At 54.0% G+C, this 23,675-nt stretch carries 20 protein-coding genes and 1 tRNA gene; 10 read left to right on the top strand and 11 right to left on the bottom strand.

The window, feature by feature from the left end:
- Nucleotides 1-30: 30 nt before the first annotated feature.
- The 11 genes from QHG98_06525 to QHG98_06475 form a co-directional block, all read right to left on the bottom strand.
- Entirely contained in the window at nucleotides 31-1,242 is a 1,212-nt protein-coding gene (locus QHG98_06525) for a SufD family Fe-S cluster assembly protein (GenBank protein MDH7597373.1), read from the bottom strand.
- Nucleotides 1,230-1,967 (bottom strand): ABC transporter ATP-binding protein, encoded by a 738-nt coding sequence (locus tag QHG98_06520; protein ID MDH7597372.1) that lies wholly within the window; start codon nucleotides 1,965-1,967, stop codon nucleotides 1,230-1,232. The genes QHG98_06525 and QHG98_06520 overlap by 13 nt, the downstream gene beginning before the upstream one ends.
- 115 nt (nucleotides 1,968-2,082) lie before the next feature.
- Nucleotides 2,083-2,433, bottom strand: a complete 351-nt coding sequence (locus QHG98_06515) for a hypothetical protein (GenBank protein MDH7597371.1) — start codon at nucleotides 2,431-2,433, stop codon at nucleotides 2,083-2,085.
- 407 nt (nucleotides 2,434-2,840) lie between these two features.
- Nucleotides 2,841-3,857 (bottom strand): S-methyl-5-thioribose-1-phosphate isomerase, encoded by a 1,017-nt coding sequence (locus QHG98_06510; GenBank protein ID MDH7597370.1) that lies wholly within the window; start codon nucleotides 3,855-3,857, stop codon nucleotides 2,841-2,843.
- Nucleotides 3,847-4,551 carry a ribose-5-phosphate isomerase RpiA gene (gene rpiA, locus QHG98_06505; GenBank protein ID MDH7597369.1) on the bottom strand — a complete coding sequence of 235 codons (705 nt, stop codon included), beginning with the start codon at nucleotides 4,549-4,551 and terminating at the stop codon, nucleotides 3,847-3,849. Before rpiA ends, QHG98_06510 begins: the two co-directional genes overlap by 11 nt.
- Nucleotides 4,529-6,166: an O-phosphoserine--tRNA ligase gene (gene sepS / locus QHG98_06500; protein ID MDH7597368.1), complete on the bottom strand. Its 1,638-nt coding sequence runs from the start codon at nucleotides 6,164-6,166 to the stop codon at nucleotides 4,529-4,531. Before sepS ends, rpiA begins: the two co-directional genes overlap by 23 nt.
- Nucleotides 6,167-6,169: 3 nt before the next feature.
- Nucleotides 6,170-6,832: a translin family protein gene (locus QHG98_06495; GenBank protein ID MDH7597367.1), complete on the bottom strand. Its 663-nt coding sequence runs from the start codon at nucleotides 6,830-6,832 to the stop codon at nucleotides 6,170-6,172.
- 59 nt (nucleotides 6,833-6,891) lie between these two features.
- Nucleotides 6,892-7,653 (bottom strand): sugar phosphate isomerase/epimerase family protein, encoded by a 762-nt coding sequence (locus QHG98_06490; protein MDH7597366.1) that lies wholly within the window; start codon nucleotides 7,651-7,653, stop codon nucleotides 6,892-6,894.
- Entirely contained in the window at nucleotides 7,650-8,063 is a 414-nt protein-coding gene (locus QHG98_06485) for an RNA-binding domain-containing protein (protein ID MDH7597365.1), read from the bottom strand. The genes QHG98_06490 and QHG98_06485 overlap by 4 nt, the downstream gene beginning before the upstream one ends.
- 63 nt (nucleotides 8,064-8,126) lie before the next feature.
- Nucleotides 8,127-9,368, bottom strand: coding sequence for a peptide chain release factor aRF-1 (gene prf1 / locus QHG98_06480; GenBank protein ID MDH7597364.1), 1,242 nt, complete (start codon nucleotides 9,366-9,368; stop codon nucleotides 8,127-8,129).
- A gap of 755 nt (nucleotides 9,369-10,123) precedes the next feature.
- A complete protein-coding gene (locus QHG98_06475) occupies nucleotides 10,124-12,394 on the bottom strand; it encodes a CDC48 family AAA ATPase (GenBank protein MDH7597363.1) in 2,271 nt (756 codons plus the stop codon).
- 355 nt (nucleotides 12,395-12,749) lie between these two features.
- On the opposite strand from QHG98_06475, the gene pyrB reads away from it, so the two are divergent.
- The 10 genes from pyrB to QHG98_06425 all read left to right on the top strand — a co-directional run bounded on the left by pyrB (nucleotide 12,750) and on the right by QHG98_06425 (nucleotide 23,637).
- On the top strand, nucleotides 12,750-13,664 hold the full coding sequence (pyrB, locus tag QHG98_06470) for an aspartate carbamoyltransferase (GenBank protein ID MDH7597362.1): 915 nt from the start codon (nucleotides 12,750-12,752) through the stop codon (nucleotides 13,662-13,664).
- Between the two features lie 3 nt (nucleotides 13,665-13,667).
- Nucleotides 13,668-14,132, top strand: a complete 465-nt coding sequence (gene pyrI, locus QHG98_06465; GenBank protein MDH7597361.1) for an aspartate carbamoyltransferase regulatory subunit — start codon at nucleotides 13,668-13,670, stop codon at nucleotides 14,130-14,132.
- Between the two features lie 369 nt (nucleotides 14,133-14,501).
- Nucleotides 14,502-14,577 (top strand) — tRNA-Gln (locus tag QHG98_06460).
- A gap of 130 nt (nucleotides 14,578-14,707) precedes the next feature.
- Nucleotides 14,708-16,027, top strand: coding sequence for a phosphoglucomutase (locus QHG98_06455; GenBank protein MDH7597360.1), 1,320 nt, complete (start codon nucleotides 14,708-14,710; stop codon nucleotides 16,025-16,027).
- Nucleotides 16,024-16,935 carry an S-layer glycoprotein N-glycosyltransferase AglJ gene (gene aglJ, locus QHG98_06450; protein ID MDH7597359.1) on the top strand — a complete coding sequence of 304 codons (912 nt, stop codon included), beginning with the start codon at nucleotides 16,024-16,026 and terminating at the stop codon, nucleotides 16,933-16,935. The genes QHG98_06455 and aglJ overlap by 4 nt, the downstream gene beginning before the upstream one ends.
- Before the next feature lie 9 nt (nucleotides 16,936-16,944).
- Nucleotides 16,945-18,315, top strand: a complete 1,371-nt coding sequence (locus QHG98_06445) for a hypothetical protein (GenBank protein MDH7597358.1) — start codon at nucleotides 16,945-16,947, stop codon at nucleotides 18,313-18,315.
- A gap of 519 nt (nucleotides 18,316-18,834) precedes the next feature.
- Entirely contained in the window at nucleotides 18,835-19,317 is a 483-nt protein-coding gene (locus tag QHG98_06440) for an NAD(P)H-dependent oxidoreductase (GenBank protein MDH7597357.1), read from the top strand.
- 169 nt (nucleotides 19,318-19,486) lie between these two features.
- Nucleotides 19,487-20,395, top strand: coding sequence for a ribose 1,5-bisphosphate isomerase (locus QHG98_06435; GenBank protein MDH7597356.1), 909 nt, complete (start codon nucleotides 19,487-19,489; stop codon nucleotides 20,393-20,395).
- Between the two features lie 283 nt (nucleotides 20,396-20,678).
- Nucleotides 20,679-21,725 (top strand): histidinol-phosphate transaminase, encoded by a 1,047-nt coding sequence (gene hisC, locus QHG98_06430; GenBank protein ID MDH7597355.1) that lies wholly within the window; start codon nucleotides 20,679-20,681, stop codon nucleotides 21,723-21,725.
- A 673-nt stretch (nucleotides 21,726-22,398) separates the two neighbouring features.
- Nucleotides 22,399-23,637 carry a hypothetical protein gene (locus QHG98_06425; protein MDH7597354.1) on the top strand — a complete coding sequence of 413 codons (1,239 nt, stop codon included), beginning with the start codon at nucleotides 22,399-22,401 and terminating at the stop codon, nucleotides 23,635-23,637.
- The last annotated feature ends 38 nt before the right edge of the window (nucleotides 23,638-23,675 follow it).

Raw genomic sequence — 23,675 nt, 5'->3', positions numbered from 1 at the left:
GGAGATCAGGCGTCTGTGAGGCGCTTGCCTTCAGGCTCCTCCATGCAGCTCCTGAAGCTGCGTTATCCTCCTCAGCTCCTCCCTGAGGGACTCTGGCAGGCCCTTTATCTCCACATCCAGGAATCCCCTGACTATGACGCCGGTCGCCTGATCCTTTGTCAGGCCCCTCGCCATGAGATACTCCAGCTCCAGCTCCGAGATCTTGCCGACCGCAGCCTCGTGTGACATGTCAAGGCCGCCGCATCTCCCATCCAGCTCTGGTATGGAGTCAATCCTTCCCTTCTCGGAGAGAATCAGCCCCACGCATTCCAGATGCGCCTTGACATCGGGCACCTCTCCGATCATCTTTCCGCGGGTTATTATCTCCCCGCCGACCGAGACCGCTCTTGTTATGGAGTCCGCGCTGCAGCCGGGCGCCCTGAGCATGACCTCGCTTCCGGTATCGAGATGCCCTTCCTTAGCGTACAGCACTGTGTTGAAGCTCGCCACCGCACCCGGCCCATCCAGTATCGCCTTCGGGTATGTCTGAAGGGTCTTGGCGGGCGTCAGGCAGATGTAGTTGTTCGAGAGCGTGGCGCCCTCCTCCATGTATATCGCTGTCCTGGGCCTGACCTCGACCTCGCGCCCCCAGTTATGGATCATTGTGAAGCTGACGTGCGCGCCCTTCTTTATGAAGAACTCAGACACACCGAGATGCAGCCCCCTCTGCACATGGCTGGGCGTCGTGCACCCTGTGATGACATGAAGCTCACTGCCCTCCTCCGCTATTACTATGTTGTGCACCCTCTGGTTCAGGTTCGTCTGCCCTAGATACAGGCAGCTCTTCAGCGGGAATATCGTCTTCGCGCCCCTCTTTGCCCTCAGGAAATATCCCGCAGGTGGATGGAGAGCAACATCTGCCGTGTACTTGTCCTGGTCCACAGGCACGAGCTTCCACCAGTAGTCCCTGAGGCCATCATACTTCTTCAGAGCAGTGGCTATATCCAGAACCTCGATCCCCTCTGTGGAGGATTTTGCAACGACCGGCGTCTGGTCCATCTGGATGTATGCGCCACCGACCTCCTTCTCAAGAGTCACGCCGACCCCCAGCGCTGCCTTCCTGACGTCCTCCGGAATCTCCTCAAGTCTCTGAACCTCTTCGTGAGGCTTAGCCTCAACATCGTACTTCTCGAGGTCCACATCCGGGCCGTAGGTCGCCTTCTTGCCCAGAGCCTTCCTCGCCCTATCAGCTATGTCGGACATAGGCACCTGGCACACCCCTCGTATCCTCTTGTCTTGATCTGCTCCAGTATCTCCCTCGGGCTGCCTGTGCAGACTATCGTGCCCTCCAGCATCACATGGGCTTTGTCTACTGAAATGTAATCGAGAATATGGCCGAAGTGTGTTATTATGATGCCGGAGCGGATCCTTTTGCTCGGCTTCGTGTCCTTCTCAGTGAGCTTGTTTATCGCCCTGCCGATGAGCTTTATGTTCTCCAGATCCACTCCTGAATCCGGCTCGTCCAGCATCACAAGCTCCGGCCTCTGCGCAAGCAGCTGGGCCATCTCGGATCTCTTGATCTCCCCGCCGGAGAAGCCGCGATTGACCTCACGATCCGCGAACTCCAGGAAGTTCATCTCCCTCAGCACCTTCTCCGGGTTCGCATCAGGGTTGCACAGCTTTATGAGGTCCTTCAGCTTCAACCCCCTTATCGCAGGCGGGCTCTGAAACGCGATCCCTATCCCCATCCTCGCCCGCTCGTCCATTGGCAGATGGGTTATATCCTTTCCTTTGAACAGTATCCTCCCGCTCTCCACAACATATCTGGGCACGCCTGCTATCGTATTGAGCAGTGTGGTTTTGCCGCATCCATTCGGCCCGAAGAGGGCATGATTCTCCCCCCGATCGATCTTAAGGTTTATGCCCTTCAGAACCATCCGGCCGCCGATGCTGACATGCAGATCCTCTATCTCAAGCAGCCCGAACACCTCCAGGTTTGGTGGAATTCTGTTGAGTTCTCGGTTTATTTACACTTTCGCATCAATCGCGAGGCTTTTGAATGAATCACACGCATACGCGCATGGATTCTGAGGATGTGGAGCTTCAGATCACATCCACGATGACACTTCCCTGAACCGCTTTCCCTGTGGAGTCACGGACCTTGACGACTATGAGATGCTCACCCCTCTTCAGCCTGCTCGCATCGACATTTATCCTGCTTCCCGACCCCAGGTACCGGTCCATGCTCGACCACCATTCGTAGGTGTACGGGCCTCTTCCGCCGCGCGCGCTGGCCTCCATGACCACAGGACCCTTTGACAGAACAGCTCCCGCCTTCGGGGAGATGATCTTAGCGGTCAGCTCAGAGGAGCCTGATGTCTGGGAGTCCTCCCGCTCGAGACAGCCGGATGCGAGAAGCAGGATCAGCACAGAGATAACCGATATCGTCCTCATGTCTCAACCACCAAACAGAGCTTATCGAATATCCTACTGAGCCCTCAAAGCTGCATGGATATACCTCTGGCAGGATATCTAACTGTTGGTTTCCGCATCTATAATGCCTGGATCGTGGCCTGACCATGAGGATTGCTGAAATGGAGATCACAGGAACGCTCATGAAAGTCTGCAGGTCAGATCCTGTCGATCGGTGATGTGGGCAGACTTCATGCGTCATCGGTTAAGATCGACATGTGTAGAATTGGACTTAATAGTCTTATCTCGCCTCAGTACTGCTATCAGGACTCAAGTCCACAGGCGGTCGATTTGAACCAAACTCGCCAATCTGGCACGGTCTCAATTTGTCAAATTTCGTGGTCAATATATTTACATAAAATCCTTAACCGATGAGCAATGGGGCAGACTTAGATGCCAGGAGGCATTAGCGGCGGCCTGAACACTCCCTTCTCTGTTATTATCGCGCTGACGAGCTCAACCGGCGTGGCGTCGAACGCGGGGTTGTAAACCCTCACGCCCTCTGGCGCAAGCCTTGTCTCCCCGAGACGTCTGAGCTCGTCACCATCCCTCTCCTCGATCACTATCTCGCTCTCATCGTGTGCTGCATCGAATGTCGAGAGCGGCGCTGCCACGTAGAATGGAACTCCATGTGCCCTCGCGATAAGGGCGTGCGTGTATGTTCCTATCTTGTTGAAGACCGCATCCCTCGTGATCCTGTCCGCGCCCACTATGACCCTGTCGATCAAGCCCCTGCGCATGAGCATGCCTGATGCGCTGTCGCACACCAGGGTCACATCTATGCCGTCCTCCATGAGTTCCCACGTGGTGAGCCTGGATCCCTGGTTCAGAGGCCTGGTCTCACATGCGTACACATGGATCTCCTTCCCGTCCATCACAGCCTGGCGTATCACGCCGAGCGCGGTGCCCCATCCGACGCAGGCCAGCCTGCCGGCGTTGCAGTGTGTCAGAACACTGTCACCATCACTGAGGAGCTTCGCGCCATTCCTGCCGATCATCCTGTTGATGATCAGATCCTCCTCTGCAATCCTCTCAGCCTCGCGGAGCGCGATCTCGCGCACCTCATCCGCGACCTCTCCGGCCTGAGCTGCTCTCAGAACCCGGTCCACACCCCATGAGAGGTTGATCGCAGTCGGCCTCGAGCTTTTGATCATCTCTGCAGCGATCTCCATCTCATGCAGCACACCATCCCTGTCAGGAAACCCTGACCTCATCGCGGCCAGGGCGATGCCGTACCCGCCGGCGGCGCCGAGCGCGGGCGCACCGCGTATCTTGAGGGAGGTGATAGCGTCTATGAGCTCCTTCACGCTTCTGATCGTGATCACGACGAACTCTGCGGGGAGCCTGGTCTGGTCGATGGTCTTTATCCCATCGTCCCACCAGATTGTTCTGGACTCAGAGATCATCTCTCCTGATCACCTCCACCGTCCCATTGCGGGCGATGTGAAGCTCATGTATTTTTGTGAATATTCCGTGCTCAACCACGCCCGGTATCAGAGATATCTGCCGGGATAGAGAAACAGGCTCCCGTATCTCTCCAAAAGACACGTCCATCACAAAGTTCCCGTTGTCTGTTATCACAGGGCCGTCCTTCATACGGGCCTGACGTATCACAGGAGATCCACCAATCCTGATGAGCTCGCGCTCGACGACCCTTGCCGCAAACGGCAGGACCTCTACAGGAACGGGTCTGTTCAGCACCTCCACAAGCTTAGATCCATCTGCCACCACCACGAAACGCCTGGCAGCGATCGATACCACTTTCTCCCTTGTGTGCGCCGCACCCCCGCCCTTGATTGCGTTCATCCCTATATCGATCTGATCGACGCCATCTATGGCCAGGTCCAGCACCGGATTCTGTGAGAGGGTCGTCAGCGGAATCCCGCACTCTATCGCCAGCGTCTCTGACTGATAGGATGTCGGAACGCCGAGAACATCAAGCCCATCAGCCACCATTCTCCCTATCGCCCTTATCGTCCATGCAACGGTGGAGCCTGTGCCGAGTCCCACGACCGTGCCGTCTCTGACCAGCGACGCGGCAGACTCTCCGGCAAGCCTTTTTTCATCGAGGTTGGTATCAGGCCTTCTCTCCGTATTGATCCCCCTGCAGCAGCTTTGAGCGCACTGTTGTGAACACCGGCCCGCGGATGTCGATGCGTTTCTTGTAGCTCGTGATGTACCTCTCCAGCGCAGGATCGATTCTCACATTGATCTCGCCCGCGGTCCTCACAATCCTCACCCTGGTCTCGCTGTCCCTACCCTCAATGGTCGCTATCTCGATCTCATGCGCTGCCAGCTCCGCGAATGCGTCTATGAACCTTATGCCGGTCTGGACACCCTCCTCGAAGGCGGCCTCCCACTTCGGTGTTCTCGGTATTCCAAGTATCTCGTTCCTGTAGACCACGATCTCATTTAGGTAAGCGGGACCGCAGAGCTTTGTGTTCTCCTCCGGCTCGACCACAGATACCTTTATTCTCCGGCCGAAGAGCTCCCCCTCCCACGCGTCGAACTCGCACGGCGAGGGGGTGTTTCCATGCTTCACACAGGTCTCCACGATCGACCTCGCTATATCTCTCCCTGCGCTGGTCATAGGGCTCTTATCCACATGTATCATCCTGGCGATCTCGATCGGCTTCAGGCTCCAGTCTGGCTGGAGCTGCGGATAGGACAGAGCACGGAGGTCCTTCGATCCGTAGAGTATCATCGCCAGGCGCTCAACGCCAAGCCCCAGGTTCAGAACGGGGTATGGAATATCGTACTGGGCCAGGGCTGTTGGCGAGTACACACCGAAGGTTGCTATCTCGACCCAGCCGCTCCCGTACTTCGTCTCAGATCCCACAAGGCCTGGATGGTAGGCGTAGACCTCTATCTGCGTCCCCGGAATGTAGTACTTGGAGCGCTTCTCATCCGGCCTGAACCTGAAGTTCTCGAACCCGAACTGGCTCAGAAGCCCCTCTGAGATCGCCTTCCCCTCGTCCACAGACATCTCCTCGTCCATCACAACACAGCTCGCAGAGTGATAGGACATGAGACGGGCTGCATCCTCCGACTGCTCCCTTCTGAAGCATCTGTCCACAGAGAACAGGCGCACAGGCAGGGGCGTCCTGTACCATAGGTTCGAGAGCGATATGAACCACCCGGAGGTCATGTGGCTCCTCAGGGTCCTGCTTGTGGGCTCCGGTTTGAGCTCTCTGAACTCCGGGAACACGCTCTCGAGCATCATCGATACCTGGGAGTCAGGGGCGTTGATCGCCCTGGAGATCTCCGGAACCAGGTCGTCTCCCTCCACAGCGCCCTTCTTGTAACTGTGCAGCACCTCTCTGAGAGCCTCTATCTCCTCAGCGGTGATATCCCTTCCCATTATCGACCTGATCATCGAGAGCCTGCTCTCTGAGATGCCAACATCCGGCCGCGGCAGGCCTGCGAGGTAAAAGCATCTGTCAAGAACAGCAAGCGCCTCGGATCCGAACTGTCTGTGGACCTCCTGTGCATCCACTATAACGGGATTCATCATCTCTGTGAACCCCATGCGCAGATAGGCCTCCCTGAGCCTCTGGATGGTCTCGAAGACAGGGTGCGGTCTTCCGTGAGAATAGCTCCTTCTCGGATAGGTCCTCTCCAGCGAGGGCCTCTCGAGATAGTCAATGCCACGTTTCCAGGCGCTATCAAAGTCCTTTTCAGCAGCCTCTCTGATCTCGGCCGGGTCGAACTTCATGCTCTAGAGATCTGAGTACGACCCTTTAAGCTTATCCTCCAGAAGGGCGAGATGCCTCTCGAGGGACTGTATCTGGATGGCGTTTGTTATGTCGCCGCGCGTCCTCTCTATCATCGACCTCGCCAGATCTGTCTTCCGGCGGAGCCCGCGCATGATGGCCTCAGGGTAATCGAACCTCATGAGCATGTGGTATATCTCCTCCATTATCTCGAGGAGGACCTCTCCATCCTCAGGCCTGCCGTTCCTTATTAGCTCCAGTATGCTCCGCCTGAGCTCGCCCGTCAGATCGCCAAGGCCGCCGAGATAGCTCACCGGATCGACATCGAGATCCACGTGGGTGGGCATTCTCCCCTCGAATATCAGGGAGAAGAGGACGCTCGCCTCGACGAACTCCTGCTCTGCATCGTCCACAAATCCAGAGCATCTCACGTCCTGATGCGTGATCAGGAGGTTCTTTATCGCGCTGAGATGCTCACGCGCCTCTTTGAGAAGCCTCTCCGCCTCGCTCCGCTCCCTTCTGTGAGTGGCGCGTATGGCGGTTGATGCCAATCTGATTACAATTCTGGAAAGCCTCAGCGCCTCCTCCCTGGCAGCATCCTTCTCATCGAAGTGTTTCAGGAGCTCATCGATGAGAGCCTCCAGATCGCTCTTATCTTCCCGCCTCATCTCATTGCTCGGGGTGCGCAGATCCAGCCAGTGCGGAACGATCCGTCCCCTTACCCTCCTTACATCAACCTTTTTATTCTGTTCAGGCTCGTCTGGCCCTGTACCAGGGATCTGGCCTCTGTGACGTATCTGCCTCTGTATCCATTGAGCGATGAAAAGACAAGCTGCCAGTCGACGGTCCCTGAGCCGACAGGCAGATGCTCATCCCTCTCCCCGTGGTTGTCATGTATGTGGACGTGTGTTATCCTCTCTCTGATCTCCAGGAACTCCTTCAGGTTTCCGTTTGTGTTGGCATGCCCCACATCGAGCGTGAATCCCAGGTTCTCCCTGTCGACTGTCTCCATGATTCCAACGATCTCGAACGGCGCCCTGCCCAGAAGCGTTGGTATGTTGACCATGTTCTCAACGGCAATTGTGATTCCCAGGTCAGCGGCATGGTCGCATATGCTCCTTATCCCGAGAATGTTCTGCTCCCACGCGCGGTCCGGCACCTGCGTTCCGAGAGGGGAGAGATGGCCCGGGTGAACCACAGCGAGCTCTGCGAAATCTGCTGCCAGAGTCAAACAGCTCTTCATCTGCCTGATGCTCTCCTCCCATATTGGCTGGTTCACAGATGCAAGGTTCAGATCCGAGTATGGCAGATGGAGTGTTATCACCAGATCTGTCGTCTCCGCTATCTTTCTCGCCTCGTCCACGTTCTCTTCGGTGAGACGCTGCATGCCCTCGCAGACGATCTCCCAGCCTGTGTATCCTAAATCCTCAAGCTGGTATGCCCAGTCGAAAGGCCTGTTCACCAGCGCGCTTGAGGAGAAACTTATCATGTATCCACCTCGTCCAGCTCTATCTCCATCACAGGCTTTCCATCTACAGTCCTGGGAGCAAGCCAGTCCAGGACCATATCGCCGCCGTATATCTCCACATGTATCGATCCGAGCGGCTCTTCCTCTGGCGGGAAGCCAACACGCCCCATGAACGCTCCGGGCTTGCTTATCCTGAACTGATACGAATCGCCCACCCTGCCCGCAAGCATCACAGACCTCGCTGTGTCAAGTATCCTCTCATCTCTTAATATCTTGCGGAAAACCCGGAGGGAGGATATTCCCCCGTAGCCCTGTACCATATCATCCCTTATGTCAAGCGTGAGGTCTGGGAATATCCGCTCTATGGCCATCACAACCCTTTCCACCCTCTCGGTGGGCTTCACCAGGGCGCGAACTGTGATCTCTATCATGGTCATATCCATCTGTTTCCATGCAGGATTTCAATGCTCGTGAGGGTCGGGAAGCATGTGGATTCAGCGGTGTGATGTCTTGTACCTCAGCACAGCCGCGATCCCGCCGAATGCATGCAGGAGCTGCGCCCCCTCCTCGAAGTCTGTGGATATTATCTTCACAGCTGCTCCGCTCTGCTCAGCAAGCTGGGAGAGCTCTGTTATCAGATCAACCTCCTCTGTTATTGTGAGGGGCGAGCCACACCTGGGGCAGATCCCTATCGCGGGGGATGATGATGTCCTCGTCCTTTCATCCGTGTAGTCGCAGCTCTGGTTCTGACATCTGACCTTGACTCTCGTCTTCCTGAGCTCCTCAGAGAGGAGAAGGAGATCCACTGCCCCCAGGGCGAGGTTCTGGCGCACCTCCTTCTCTCCGTACGATGCGAGACCCTTGTCGCTCACGAGCTCCTTCATGAAACGGCGCATGGCCAGCTTCTCCTGGGTGAGCTCAAGGTCCAGAAGCCTGTCCTGCGCAGCCTCGACGAGCTCCGAGAGGCCGGCCTCATCAGTGTATGATACATCGAATGCGTCCAGTATCTTCTTCTGGAGCTCGTGATGCAGGAAGTTCCCTGCGACGAACTCCTCCTTTGTTGGGGATGGGCCGCCTATGAGTATGCCCTGAAGCTCCTTCGGATCGATGCTCAGAAACGCATCGTTCGCAGCCTCCCCTATCCTCTTGTAGAAGTCGTGGATTGCTATCAGCCTCAGCTGCTGAAACCTGTGAGAAGACTGCCCCCCCTTTCTCTGCTTTCCAGGAACTGTTGATGTGAGGTGTTTCAGAGGTTCGATCCTCTTGCCCTTGAGTATGCCGATGGTTGCCTCCCTTCTGTCAAGAACTATCAGGCCAAATGTCTTCTTCTCTGAGAGCATGTCCTCAAGCGGCGTCAGAAGGAACGACGAATCGCAGTGGTAGCGGTATGTGGTGATCGGCTCAGGCGGCTCTATGACCTTTGTGTACATGTCTGTCCTGTTGCCTCCGATGTCAACAGCGCCGATGAAGAGGACGACCCCGTTCTCGGGAGCTCTAGGGATGAGCCTGAGCCTCGCCATCGCTGACTCCAGGGCGCTCTGGACGTTGGTCCTGGTGAGCTTCGACTTTATGTTGGCTGCCTGGCCGTGCTCCTCCCTGAGCTGGGCCATCACATCCGATATCTGCTTGTCCGGGGGTATGTAAAGGGAGATGAGCTCTGTGCCCCTTCCAGATTTCGATCTGAGCTCATCCAGCAGACGCTTGAACTCGTACTTTTCCTGTGCAGAGATCTCCATCTTCTCTCCTCAGATTGATACTGCCTGAAGTAGCCACAGACCCAGATAAAATCCTTTGCGTGGCTGGATGCGGATGGCTCAAACGAGGATTCTGGTTATGGGGCTGGATGAGTTAATGCCCCCTCTCTGGATCATACCACTGAAATGGCTTCTGGAGAGGTATTCGCCATCATGTGCTCAGCAGCTGAGGGCATGCAATCTGGCGGCCGGAAGCACCCGTTCGCTCTCCAGGAGCGGATAGATGGCCAGTGCTTCTTCTGCAAGTGATCAGATGAAATCGAAGACGCTCTTATGTATTCAGCAACTTGGAGGTCATGCGGGAGGTTGCTGAATGCACTCATTCGCTCGCCGGGCCTTCGAATTCGTCGAACTCTTCGACGCAGTCGAAGATAAGTCGAAACGAGCGCATAGCGTGACTGCTCTCTGCGGACAAGTCATCAGATGGATAAGAGCGATAGAAGAAATAACTGGAATTGATCTCTTTTAAAAATGCCGTGCTGGAGAGTGGTGGCACATGGGTGGAATGGGTGGAGATCTGCAGGGCAGCACATCAGATGGAATGCGAGCGCAGGCATTTTCGGCAAGGAGGTGCGGGCTGAGAAAGAAGATGGAGGGACAGCTTCAGCCCGCGGCTAGTAAGACCGGCCGCCCATTACCATGGGTATCAGTAATACTATTTAAATTTTATGTAATAAAAAAGATGACCTGTTAACAATTTATTCACATGGATAAATCACATCGACGCCCGCATATCCTCACACGTACATATCTCCGCGCTCAATCTCTCTGGATGCCTTCTTCCTCAGCGACTCCGCAAGCCGCAGGTAGTACTTCATGGTGTCAGGGGTCACAGAGGGACCTATCTCGCGAATCGCCGCCAGGAAGTGCCTCTGCTGAACATACTCCGAACTCATGCTCTCTCTGAGCGCCAGGCGGCCTGCCTTTCTGCATATCGCCGCTATATCCGCGCCGGTGTAATGCTCTGTCATCTCAACAAGCGCATCTATGTCGACATCCGGAGCCAGAGGCATGTTCTTTGTGTGAACCTCAAAGATCTTCCTTCTGGAGGGTTTGTCAGGCACAGGCACGAGTATAAGCTCGTCGAATCTTCCTGGCCTCAGAAGCGCCGGATCCACGATATCCGGGCGGTTTGTCGCTCCTATAACCACAACACCATGGAGCTCCTCCAGGCCGTCCATCTCTGAGAGCAGCTGATTCACGATCCTCTCCGTGACATGGGGCTCCCCAACCGCACCGCCGCGGACCGGTACGAGTGCATCGAGCTCATCCAGGAATATCACAGCTGGAGCGACCTGTCTGGCCTTTCTGAATATCTCCGCGACCCGCTTCTCGCTCTCGCCGTACCATTTTGATAGGAGCGCGCTTCCCTTCGCCGTTATGAAGTTGGCATCGCTCTCGTTTGCAACCGCCTTTGCCAGCATGGTCTTTCCAGTGCCTGGCGGTCCATACAGCAGTATTCCCTTTGGCGCGTTGATCCCCAGCCTCTTGAAGTTGTTCGCGTAGCGGAGCGGCCACTCAACTGCCTCTATGAGGAGCTGCTTCACGTCCTCAAGACCGCCTATGTCATCCCAGCTGACCTTCGGAACCTCGACCATTATCTCCCTCAGCGCAGAGGGCTGTATCTCCCTGAGAGCAGCCTCGAAGTCGACCCGCCGGACGACGAGCCTGTCGAGGATCTCCTTGGGTATCGTCGGCTCATCCAGATCTATCTCCGGCAGGATCCTGCGCAGAGCATTCATGGCAGCCTCCCTGCACACTGCCGCTATGTCCGCGCCAACGAATCCGTAGGTCAGCTCCGCGAACTCATCGATGTTGACATCGTCTGCAAGAGGCATCCCCCTGGTGTGTATCTGAAAGATCTCCTTCCTGCCTTCATAATCCGGGACCCCGAGCTCTATCTCCCTGTCAAACCTTCCGGGCCTCCTGAGGGCGACATCCAGGGCCTCGGGCCTGTTTGTGGAGCCGATGACGAGAACGTTCTTCCTCTCCTTCAGGCCGTCCATGAGCGAGAGGAGCTGTGCCACAACACGTCTCTCCACCTCTCCTGTGACCTCGCCGCGCTTCGGAGCTATCGAGTCCAGCTCGTCCAGGAATATTATCGCGGGAGCGTTCTTCTCAGCCTCCTCGAATATATCTCTCAGGGCCTTCTCGGACTCACCGTAGTACTTCGACATTATCTCCGGACCGTTGACAGATATGAAGTACGCATCGCTCTCGTTTGCCACGGCTTTAGCCAGCATGGTCTTCCCGGTGCCCGGGGGCCCGTAGAGGAGTATGCCCTTGGGTGGATCTATGCCCAGCCGGTCGAAAAGCTCCGGGTGCTTCAGCGGTAGCTCGATCATCTCCCTGACCTTGGTTATGGCGTTCTTCAGCCCGCCGACATCCTCGTAGCAGACAGATGGCACCGGGCGCTCTGAAATCTCAACTGCCTGGGGCAGAAGCTCGATCTCGGTCGCATCAGTTATCTTGACAAGCCCCGGGGGATTCGTGGAGACGACCCTGAGCTTGATCTCTCCCAGGCCGAACGCCTGCGCTCCCAGGAAACCCCGGAATATCTCCTCGAACATCGTCTCTCTGCCGAATGTATCTGATGGTGGTCTTCGAACACTTGTGGTCGAGATTATGTCGCCCTTGCACACCGGCCTCCCCTGGAAGACCTTGGTGAGCACCTCGCTCGGAGCGAAGATCTGCATGCCCTTCGTCACGGGGGCGAGGGTCACATGCTTCGCCTCTGACCACTCCGCCTTCTTCACCTCAACATACTGACCTATGCTCGATCCGGCGTTCGATCTGATCAGGCCATCCATGCGTATGATGTCCAGCCCCTGGTCTGAGCTGTAAGCGCTCACGACCAGCGCAGCGGTTCTCCTGTCGCCTGTGATCTCGATGACATCAAGCGGGCGCACGCCCATTCTCTTCATATACTCATCGCTGACCCTGGCTATGCCCTTTCCCACATCCCTCTGATCTGCCTCTGCAACCTTCAGCCGCACAGATTCGCTCATAGTCCAAAACCATCCCCTGAATGCGGTAGCGTTCCCGATTTCCGACCCCAGCTAGCTCCAATCCCCCACGGAGATATGGTAGATTGATTCTTAAAAGTTTGCCTCCTGCCCCCAAAGGCCACTATCCCGAGATTATGCCATCTGTGCACGCATGGATTGTAAACACGTATGATTAAGGCGCATGCGACCACGGATTCATCCGGTGTTGTGCAAGTGCCTGCTGATTCCTGGCAGCACATCAGCTATTCAAGCGCCAAACCGATAAGGGGACGTCATCTGGTGAGCGTATCGATCCGGCAGGAACCTCCACAGGGCTGAGAGAAGCATTATATCCCTCCCTGGAGAAGAAGCGAGCATGCTGAAGAGGAGACATGTGCTCTCCATGAAGGACTTCTCCAGGGAGGAGATCGACGAGATCCTGGAGACCGCGGAGTCGCTCGAGCCGTACGCGCGCGGAAAGGGATCTGACATTCTCGATGGGAAGATCCTCGCGCTGATGTTCTTCGAGCCGTCCACGCGCACCAGAATGTCATTCGAGACTGCGATGAAGCGGCTCGGCGGCAGGACAATAAACCTGGGCTCGGCTGAGGCGAGCTCCATAGCCAAGGGCGAGTCGCTCGCAGATACGATACGGGTCGTCGGTGGATACGCGGATGCCATAGTTATAAGGCATCCGAAGGAGGGATCGGCACGGCTCGCCGCAGAGTTCTCGCCAGTTCCGGTCCTGAACGCCGGTGACGGTGCAGGCCACCATCCAACGCAGACGCTTCTCGATCTGTATACAATAAAAAAAGAGAGCCATCTCGACGATCTCTCAATCGCGCTCGTCGGGGATCTGAAGTACGGCAGGACAGTTCACTCTCTCGCATACGCGCTCTCCCTCTACGGAGCTGACATATACCTGGTATCACCCCCAACTCTGAGAATGCCTGAACAGATAATCGGGGATCTCTCAAGAATGGGCACGAGGGTGACAGAGGTCTCTGATCTGAGAGAGGTCATAGAAGAGGTCGATGTGCTCTACATTACAAGAATCCAGCGGGAGCGCTTTCCGGATCCAGTGGAGTACAACAGGGTGGCGAGGAGCTACAGCATAACCACAAGGGACCTGGAGGGCGCAAAGCCGGAGCTCAGGATAATGCATCCACTCCCCAGAGTTGATGAGATATCCCCGTCTATAGATGAGACAGAACATGCGGTCTACTTCAGGCAGTCCTTCTACGGCGTGCCTGTGAGAATGGCCCTGCTCAAGATGATCCTGGAGGATTGAACAATGGCGGAGAGAGAGCTCAAGGTCCGCCCCATCAGGTCTGGAACCGTCATAGACCACATACAGGCAGGTCAGGCGCTGAATGTGCTCAAGATTCTCGGCATCTCCGGGACAACTGATGCGACAGTCAGCGTGATAATGAATGTCGGCAGCAGAAAGCTGGGCAAGAAGGATATAGTGAAGGTCGAGGACAGAGAGCTGAGGGAGGATGAGGTCAACAAGATAGCCCTCATAGCTCCGGGCGCGACTATAAACATAGTCAGGGATTACGCGGTTGTGGAGAAATACGCTGTCGATCTACCGGATGTGATAGTGGGAGTTGTGCGCTGCCAGAACCCGAGCTGCATATCAAACACCAATGAGCCGATAAAGCCGAAGATGCTGGTGAAGGGGAAGAACCCGGTCGTTCTGCGGTGCTTCTACTGCGATCAGCCTCTGACAGAGAGGATCGCGGATTACCTGCTTTGAGTCAGCTGGATCCACCGGTGGTATGGATCCACTGATTGCAGCCGTGTGGCCTTTCAGGGATAGGCATTCAGTGGCATGCGACCGCCTGAAAGAGGATGCTGTCGGAGATCATGGGTAGCGACCTATCAGTGCACAGGCGACGATCGCTCTTATGTGTTCAGCAGCTTGAAAGACATGCAAGCTTGTTGCTGAATCCACTCATTCGCTCGCCACGAGCGCATAGCACGAGTGGCGCCTCTTCGGGCAAGTTATCAGATGGATAAGAGCGGAGACGATCATGAGCAGATGCAGACCTGAGCAGCATGATGCCTGTCCCTGCAGCTCGATCGATAGATTAATATGACACCTCTGCAACGAGAAGAAACAGGCAGCCCGGTGGTGTAGCGGTCAATCACGGGAGGCTCTGGACCTCCTTACCTAGGTTCGAATCCTGGCCGGGCTACCATTATCATCACCGCCTATACAGGACAGTTCTTCTTTGGTCTCGAATTGTATCGTCAGCACTCCTGCTATCTCCTGGGCTTACCGATGCGTCTCTCGAAAACTATTTTTAATCTCGGCGATCACAGCCTTTTGTGATCTTCAGAGCATATGATGTTAGGGGCATCTACGGAGATGAGCTGACAGAGGACGTTGCGATGCGCGTCGGTGCCGCTTTTGGCACCTATCTCTCAGGCGGGGCGATATCTCTGGGCCGGGATACCAGGACCAGCGGCCCCTCGCTGGAGGGTGCGTTTCTCAGGGGCGTTCTCGGGACAGGCGTGGATGTTCACAGTTACGGCGTGATACCAATACCGATTCTGGGATACGTGACCATGAGGAGTGGGAGAAGAGCTGCAGCATACATATCTGCTTCTCACAACCCACCTGAGTACAACGGCATACGCTTCCGAACCGGCGATGGCTATGGCATGCTTTACAGAGAGGCCGGAATTGTGGATATATACACAGGAGGCGGGTTCAGGTCTGGAAATGGAAGCCTGACCGTGGAGGACGCTGACAGGGCAATTATCGAGTACGGAGATTATGCTGCAGAGAAGGTCGAGATAACCAGAGATCTCAGAGTCGTGCTCGACACGGGCAACGGATCTGCATGCGGCATCTCTCCTGTATACACCAGAGCCGGAATCGATGTGGAGCTCCTGAATGCGACCATGGACGGAAGGTTTCCGGGGAGAGGGCCCGCGCCAACAGCAGAATCACTTCGAGACGCTGCTGCGAAGGTTATCAGCACAGGCGCGGACTTCGGAGTGGGGTTTGATCCAGATGCAGACCGCGGGATGGTGATCGATGATAGAGGGAGAGTTCTGCCCCCTGAAAAGATAGCGATAATAATCGCGAGAAGGCGTTACAAACCAGGAGATCTGGTCATTGCAGGCTTCGATTGCTCCATGATACTGGAGAGGGAGCTCGAGCGCTACGGGATAAAGGTGCAGCGTGAGAGGGTTGGTGATGTATTTGTGGCCAACAGGGTCAAGAACTCGGGGGCGGTTCTCGGCGTCGAGAGAAGCGGTCATTTCTTCATTCCCGAGTTTCAGTACTCCGACGATCCATTCGCCATGAGCCTGGCGCTTGCCGAGATCGTGGCCGTGGAGCGGCTCTCTCATATGGCTGACGAGATACCTGATTATCCATACATCCAGAAGAGCATAAGGCTGAAGGATATCGCTGATGCACCGGCTCTGATGAGGAGACTCCTGGAGAGGCTCTCGGATCTCGAGCCCGACACCACCGATGGCATAAAGGTGATGGGGGAGGGTCACACCGTTCTCATAAGACCATCGAACACCGAGCCGCTGATCCGGATCTACGTGGAGAGCGTGAAGGATGACGTGAAGGAGATAGCGGGCATGTATGAGAACATGATCCTGAGCGCAATGAGGAGCGGGAATTGAAGAGAGACGATGTTTGTGTGCTTATACCCACGCTCAACGAGGCGGGGTCCATCAGGGGAGTCATAGAGGACTTCCGACGCATGGGCTTCCAGGATATCCTCGTGATCGACGGGCACAGCACAGATGGCACCCCTGATCTGGCGAGGGAAGCCGGCGCGAGGGTGATCGTCCAGAGCGGATCCGGGAAGGGGCAGGCCCTCCTCGAGGCCTTCGGGCTTATAGACAAGGAGTACATCGTGCTCATAGATGGCGATGGCACGTATCTGCCGTCAGAGGTTGACAGGCTTCTGGATCCACTCATGAGGGGCAGAGCTGATCACGTCATAGGTAACAGGTTCTCCAATCTGAGGGGCGGATCGCTGAAGCGTTTGAACCTGGTGGGGAACTGGCTCATCAACCTGCTATTCGGGATAATCTATGGGGTGAGGCTCAGGGACATACTCTCCGGATACAGGGCGTTCACCAGATCGGGTATCTCCAGCCTGGATCTCTCAATGACAGGCTTCGAGATCGAGTCGGAGATAACGATAGAGAGCCTGAAGAAGGGCCTCCGGATCGTGGAGGTACCGATAACGTACCTGCCGAGAGCAGGTGGAACCAGGACCAAGCTCAGCCCGCTCCGAGACGGCCCGAAGATCATGCTAACGATCTACAGGCTCGCCAAGACACAGAATCCTCTCTTCTACTTCGGGCTGATGGGTGCTATCTTTGGATCTGTCGGATTTATGCTCGGTCTATACGTCGTGAGGGACTGGCTCAACGGAAGGGTGGAGCACATACCTCTGACGATCCTGACCGCTATACTGATCATCGTCGGGTTCCAGCTGTTCCTCATGGGCATCCAGGGAGACATGATGGCCACAATGCACAGAGAGGTGATGAGGGAGCTCTACAGAAAGAGGCGTTAGGGATACAAAATGCATTTGAAGATGCTTCTCCTCATCGGGCTTCTAATCGATTCCTCCCTTGCGCTTCAGGCGCCCGACTTCTCCATCATTATCGGGAATGCAACCGTTCGGGGAAACGAGGGGTCAGGGGTGCTGACCACAGAGGCGCACTGCTTGATGTTCAACCTCTTCTGGCTGAGGGATGCTGGCGTCGGGCCTGAGAAATACCTTGATGCAATCCAAGAGCTGTACACCGGCAACGGTCTTGTGGTTGGATCCGTGAGCCGCTACAGCTCCCGCATCAGAGATATTGAGGTGAGCTTTCTTGATATCAACTACAGCTTCGCGGGATGCAGCACTAGGAAGACCTTTGCAGTGTGGTACTCTCCCGCCACGGATCGCACATACATCGCCTCGATGAAGTCGTGCTCCGGCGATACCCGGATACTGTTTGACATTCTGAGAACAATCTCAGAGACCGACAGATCCACGACTCTGGTTAAAAGAGGGAGGCGCAATGACACGTGGTCGCTCCTCCTCTCAGATCTGCTCTCGAGCTGGAGGTACGCAGACCCATCACACCTGACCGGCGGTCAGTTTCTGATACACACGAATCACACGGTATCTGAGAGAGGGCTTCTATCATACGATGGCATTGATGTTTCATTTCCTCAGGATCTGTTCCTGAGACCTGCTGCTGTCTTTTATCTCCTGAAGGGTGCTGGATACACCCCTGTTATCATGCAGAGGCATGGCAGCATATGGGTCGCTGTGAAGGACGGTGATGAATGGCAGGCGATCTCGCTCAACCCTCTTAACCCCGACAGGGCAGTGGGGGCGCAGGTCTTTGAGGATGAATGGTATACTGGAATTGTGTACAGAGATCCTGAGGAGCTTGCAGCGGCCAACTCGATCAATCTCAGTGTGCCTGTTGATTATATCGTGAGGAGATGTGAGCCATCCAGATATGTTCACCTGGAGATGGACAACAGCACAGACCGCAGAGACCTGGAGAGGCTTCTCGAGGAGCACATCTACATCCCACGATACCGTGAGAGCGTGTTTGATTGCTCCAACGCATCGCAGGTCTGCTGGTCTTTTCTGAAAGGAATGGGCTACGACGCGTATCTGATGGTTGGGGCGAAGGATCATCCGCTCGGCGAGCACATGTGGGTTGTGGTCAGAACGGAGGATGGATACACAGCGATAGAGTCCGCAGTGGTGGATAGCGCGCAGAACTTCGTGAACCTCGGATCGATCAGGAGCGACGCAGCCTATTACAGAGGGGTGATGTACAACTCGAGCGTCCACTACTCGCTTCTGAACCCTGAGGAGGGCATGTGGCTGGAGCCAGGGGATGAACGGCTCAGGTCGTGGATGCGCATCAAGGCCGTGAGATAGAACTCGTGCTCTTATATGCTTAGCAGCCTGAGGGCATGCAATCTGGTTGCTTGAGGCACCCTTTCACCATCCAGGAACGGATAGATGGCCAGTGTTTCTTCTGCAGGTTATCAGATGGATGAGCTCGAGAACTTATATCGGAACAGCCAGCATCTGGGAGGGCACAACTTGCTGGAAGCCATGAGCCTGAGTGATCCACATGACGAGATGGATTGCTGACGCAGTTTTGTACGACCTCAACCGGTGTGATGCCCAGCCTGCTCTCGTCTCGCAGCCCAATCTCCATCAATCCACATTCTCATTGCGCCCGATTTTCATGCACATCTCACCATATTTGTTCTGAGGTGGAACATCTGTGATCTTCTACCTCCAGATTGGTGAACTACACAATGTTAATTAAAAAATATAATGTATTTCGAATTTTGCCTGTGTATCGCATCCTTTTCAAACGTTTATATGCATGCACGATGAGAGAAAGTTAAGTATGATGAATGCAAACAATCAATGCGGAGGAATATCATGGCTAGGATACTGGTCGCGTACTACTCCCGCACGGGCAACACGGAAAAGATGGCCAGAGCTGTGGCGGAGGGGGCGAAGGATGCTGGAGCAGAGGTTGCTCTCAAGAGGGTAGAGGATGTGCAGCTCGATGATCTCAAATCGGCCGACGGAATAGTGATCGGCTCGCCCACATACTACGGGCTGATGGCGGCAGAGGTCAAGCAGCTCTTCGACAGAAGCGCGAAGGTTAGGGGGAAGCTGGAGAACAAGATCGGTGCTGCCTTCACCTCGTCTGCAAGCATCGAGGGGGGAAATCAGACGACGATCCTCTCCATAATTCAGGCGATGATGATACACGGGATGGTAGTTGCAGGGGATCCGATGGAGACCGGAGGGCATTACGGCGCCATAGCAATTGGATCTCCTGATGATAATTCTCTGAACACATGCAGAAAGCTTGGCGAGAGGGTCGCAAAGCTGGCTGAGAGGATATGGAGATGAGAAACGCGATGATCTCGATGACTCTGGATCTCTGATGGACGTGTCCGATTAAGGATTGCGTGTCTCTGATCAAAAGCAGCAAGGTTCAATTTCTGGCTTCTGCTCCTTATTCGGAGAAACCCCTGGTACATCGCAACATAGATCTCAGGAGGATGCGCTGCATAGAATCATGATAGAGGATACCGCAGAGAAGATCAGGAGCATGGAGATAAGGGGCGCAGGGCTCATCGCACGTGCCGCAGCTGCTGCGCTGAGGGATTTTGCTCTGACCCTCGACGTCTCGAGTCTGGATGAGTTCGACAGGGAACTGAAGAATGCTGCGGATACGCTTCTAAGAACCAGGCCAACGGCCGTCTCCCTATCGAATGCCGTTAGGATGGTGGTGAGGTACCGTTCTGCTGATCTCGAGTCTGCCAGGAGAGAGATCGTGGCAAATGCTGAGCGCTTCATAGAGAGATCCCTGAAGGCTGTGGAGAGGATCGGTGAGATCGGAAGCAGGAGGGTCAGGGATGGGGATGTGATACTGACTCACTGCAACTCAAGCGCTGCTCTGGCGGTCATAGAGCGCGCTCACACGGATGGAAAGAGCATAAGAATCATAGCCACCGAGTCCAGGCCCAGGTATCAGGGGCATCTGACCATAAAAAGGCTTGATGAGGTCGGCATTCCAACAGAGCTGATTGTGGATTCTGCAGTCAGAAGCGTCATCGAGGATGTGGATCTTGTTGTTGTCGGCGCTGATGTGATAACTGCCAACGGCTCGCTCGTCAACAAGATAGGGACATCACAGATCGCTCTCTGCGCACATGAGGCCAGGAAGCCGTTCATGGTGGCAGCAGAGACTTACAAGTTCAGCCCGGACACTCTCATGGGGGAGCTTGTCGAGATCGAGGAGCGGGGACCTGAGGAGGTTCTGGATGACTACATGAGGTACAAACATCTCCGGGTGAGAAATCCTGCCTTCGATGTGACACCACATCAGTACATAGATGTGATATGCACCGAGGTCGGAGCCATACCGCCCGAGATGAGCTACATAATAATAAAGGAGTGGCTCGGCTGGGAGATGGGTGCATGAGTTCTCCGGCCTGATGATACGAGGCCTGTTGGACCGCATAATGCCGGATCGCGATCTGTTGTGGCGATAACAGAATCAGCAATAAACAGACGCTCTTATGTATTCATCAACTTGGAGGCATGGGGGGAGTCTGCTGAATGCACTCACCCCTCGCAAGGCCTTCGACGCAGTCGAAGATAAGTCGAAACGAGTGCATAGCACGGCTGCTGCCTCTTCGGGCAGGTCATCAGATGGATAAGAGTGTAAACAGAATGCGCATGCACAGGAAAAGAGGTGTGCTGTGATGGGCCACCGGCACCTCCTTGTGGACACACTGCAGAGCTTGACACCTGACGATCCCGGGATCAGCATGATGGATGTCGAGCGCCTTTACGGCATACCCGCTGAGAGGATAATATTTCTCAGCAGGAATGAGAACCCGTACGGCCCGTCTCCCGAGGTCGTCAGGGCCGTGAGCTCCGCGGATCTGAGAAGGTATCCGTCGCAGGATGAGTTTCTGAGCGCTGCTGCGGAGTACCTTGGCGTTTCAGAGGATCTCGTGATCGCAGGGGCAGGGCTTGATGGCATAATTGACACTGTGTCGAGGCTCTTCCTGGAGAGGGGCCGGTCGGTGTTCATACCTGTGCCGACATACACCTACTACGAGCTCGCAGCGAGGCTCTGCGGCGCAAAGCCCGTGCTCGGCCGCAATCTGAGGGAGATTCCAAAGGATACATCACTCACATTCATCTGCTCACCGAACAACCCCACAGGAGGGTTGATAGATGATGAGCTGCTCCGGGAGGTTCTGGAGGGCACAGACTCCATGGTCTTTCTGGATGAGGCTTACGCCGAGTTCGCGGGTGTGGGCCATGCGGAGTGGGTCGAGAGGTACGAGAACCTCATCGTTGGAAGGACTTTGTCAAAGGCATTCGGCCTCGCAGGGCTCAGGATAGGGTATGCGGTCGCGCCAGAGTGGGTGGTGGAGCAGTACACCAGGGCTGCGCCGGTTTTCGGCATAAGCGCTCCTGCGATAGCTGGCGGCGTGGCAGCTCTGAGAGATACAGACCACATGCGGAGGATCGTCGAGAAGATCGTGGCTGAGAGGGAAAGGGTCGCTCGATATTTGAGGGCGTCCCCATCGCATGCAAATTTCCTGTATGTGGAGACCGAGAGGAATTCCAGCGCGCTAGTTGAGGATCTTCTGAAAGAAGGAATATCTGTAAAGGACTGCTCGGGAATACCTGGCTCTGACAACCACCACATAAGGGTCACCATGGGAACGCCGGAGCAGAACGATGCATTCCTGGAAGCTTACAGAAGGGTGGAGGGGTCACGCAGTTCGCGATGATCTCGGGAGCAGACTCAGGAGAGGGAGTACTCCCGGCGCATCACGGATCACGCAATGGTTGTGTACACCATATCTTTGAGATACGTCGCATGCGACCTCCTGGGATTCATGCGGCGTTATACCAGTGCACGCTGATTCCTGCGAGCCCATTCAGTTATTCGAGCCCACAACATGATCTCTAACCTGAACAAGAATAAAGAGAATCGAACTGTTGGAATCGAAACGCGAAAATACTACAGACTGGAACATTAATATGGAATTTGGGATAGAACCTAACAACACGAGATTCAAACGGTGGTTTTATATAGCAGATTGGATGATAGGGATTTTCAGGAGGGAATAAGGTTACTCAGTTGATATGTTGGGCAGACTGGCTTATTTATTAAGTGAGCGCGATACAATAAGATTGTGTAATGTTCGGTTTCGAATTATATGTTATCAGTTGTTAGTATCATATATTAAATGCTTGGGTGGTTGACATATGATCCAGTTTTGTAATTTACTACTTTTGGTGTTAGTTTTTAAGTGTTTGACAACTTCGAGCTCGTGCAAGCCGGTTGGTGTATGTGCACATCCATTCACAAGAAGCGCACGGCCGGATCAACATCACCGCATGCAATTTATTATATATATGATATTACTACTTATATTTTTTATATACGCATATCCTTTTATGACACATGGTCAGGAACCGTACGAAATCGAGTGCTGCGATGATATTTGTTGGAACAGTTATTATGATAATACCAAAAATACTTATAATTATACGATAGATCTTCAGGAAATACGCAGAGGAGAAGTTTGCATTAAGTTGAATGTAACGGAAGATATCAATGATTTCACGTTTGGATGGTGGAAGGAAGATGCACCATTTACATATATGAAATTCTACAAAAATAATGTTTTCCAGTGTGAGTTTATAGGTACGGAGTGGCAATTAAAAAATTATACTGTTAGACGAGGTGACGAACTAAAATGGGTATTTGGCATTATGTCTACCATACCCAAAGGTCGTGCAGTAGTCGGACTGCCTCTCCAGTCTCGATGTCCATTTTTGGACATAATCGTCTCAGATAATACACACTGTGTAAATCAAACTAACTTGAGAGCTGAAATCTCTAATATAAACGATGCAACATATCAATGGTCTGTGAATGGTAATGGTATTGTAAGTGGCCAAGGCACTCCGAGCATAATATGGAATGCTGGAGATAATGATACGAATCTCCAAGTCGATGTTTTGAGATCGAATGGTGCAAGATGTTCGTATAGAAAAGTTATTCCTGTAAACAGAGCTTGTGTATATTTGAATTGCCGTGATAATATAAATGGTTATGTCAAAAACAATACGCAGATTTATCTGCTTCCTGGCGGCTGCAGGTATGATGGTGACGTAAAAATAGAGGGTGTACATGATCTCTCTATTAAGTCCGCTGTTGCAGATAGTAAGCCGGAAATATTCGGGAGAATTGAGCTCGGCAACTCCTCGCGAATCCTAATAAGCGGGGTTACAATTAGGACGCCGGAATCTTCAGGAAGTGATCATTATACCAAGGCAATTTGTACAGACAAATTAAACGACAGTATTATCTCGGATAATATTATTTATTCATCGGATGGGTTTATATTTTTTAATGACTCATTTAGAAATACAGTTGAACGCAATATTATTTATTCAAACACAATAAATTGCTTAATAGGTGTTCAATTCAGCCAAAATATAAATATAAGTGGTACTAATAGAATTTACAACAATAGCAATCTGTATAGAATAGTCGAAAGAAATAGAAGTGGTATCAATAGTTGTATTATCAACCAATCGCGTAGTTGCTACAGCTGTACAGCAGCAGATATACGATCAACCACGACAAATGTGTGGGGGATTTTAAATGGATGCGATGTATGTAGATAATACGCATATTTACTCAAAAATTATTATATATGTGTTGT

Origin of the sequence: Methanothrix sp., from assembly GCA_029907715.1 — an archaeon.
Taxonomy (GTDB): domain Archaea; phylum Halobacteriota; class Methanosarcinia; order Methanotrichales; family Methanotrichaceae; genus Methanothrix_B.
The sequence above is the reverse complement of the archived record's forward strand: the minus strand, read 5'-3'. Positions and strand labels throughout refer to the sequence as shown.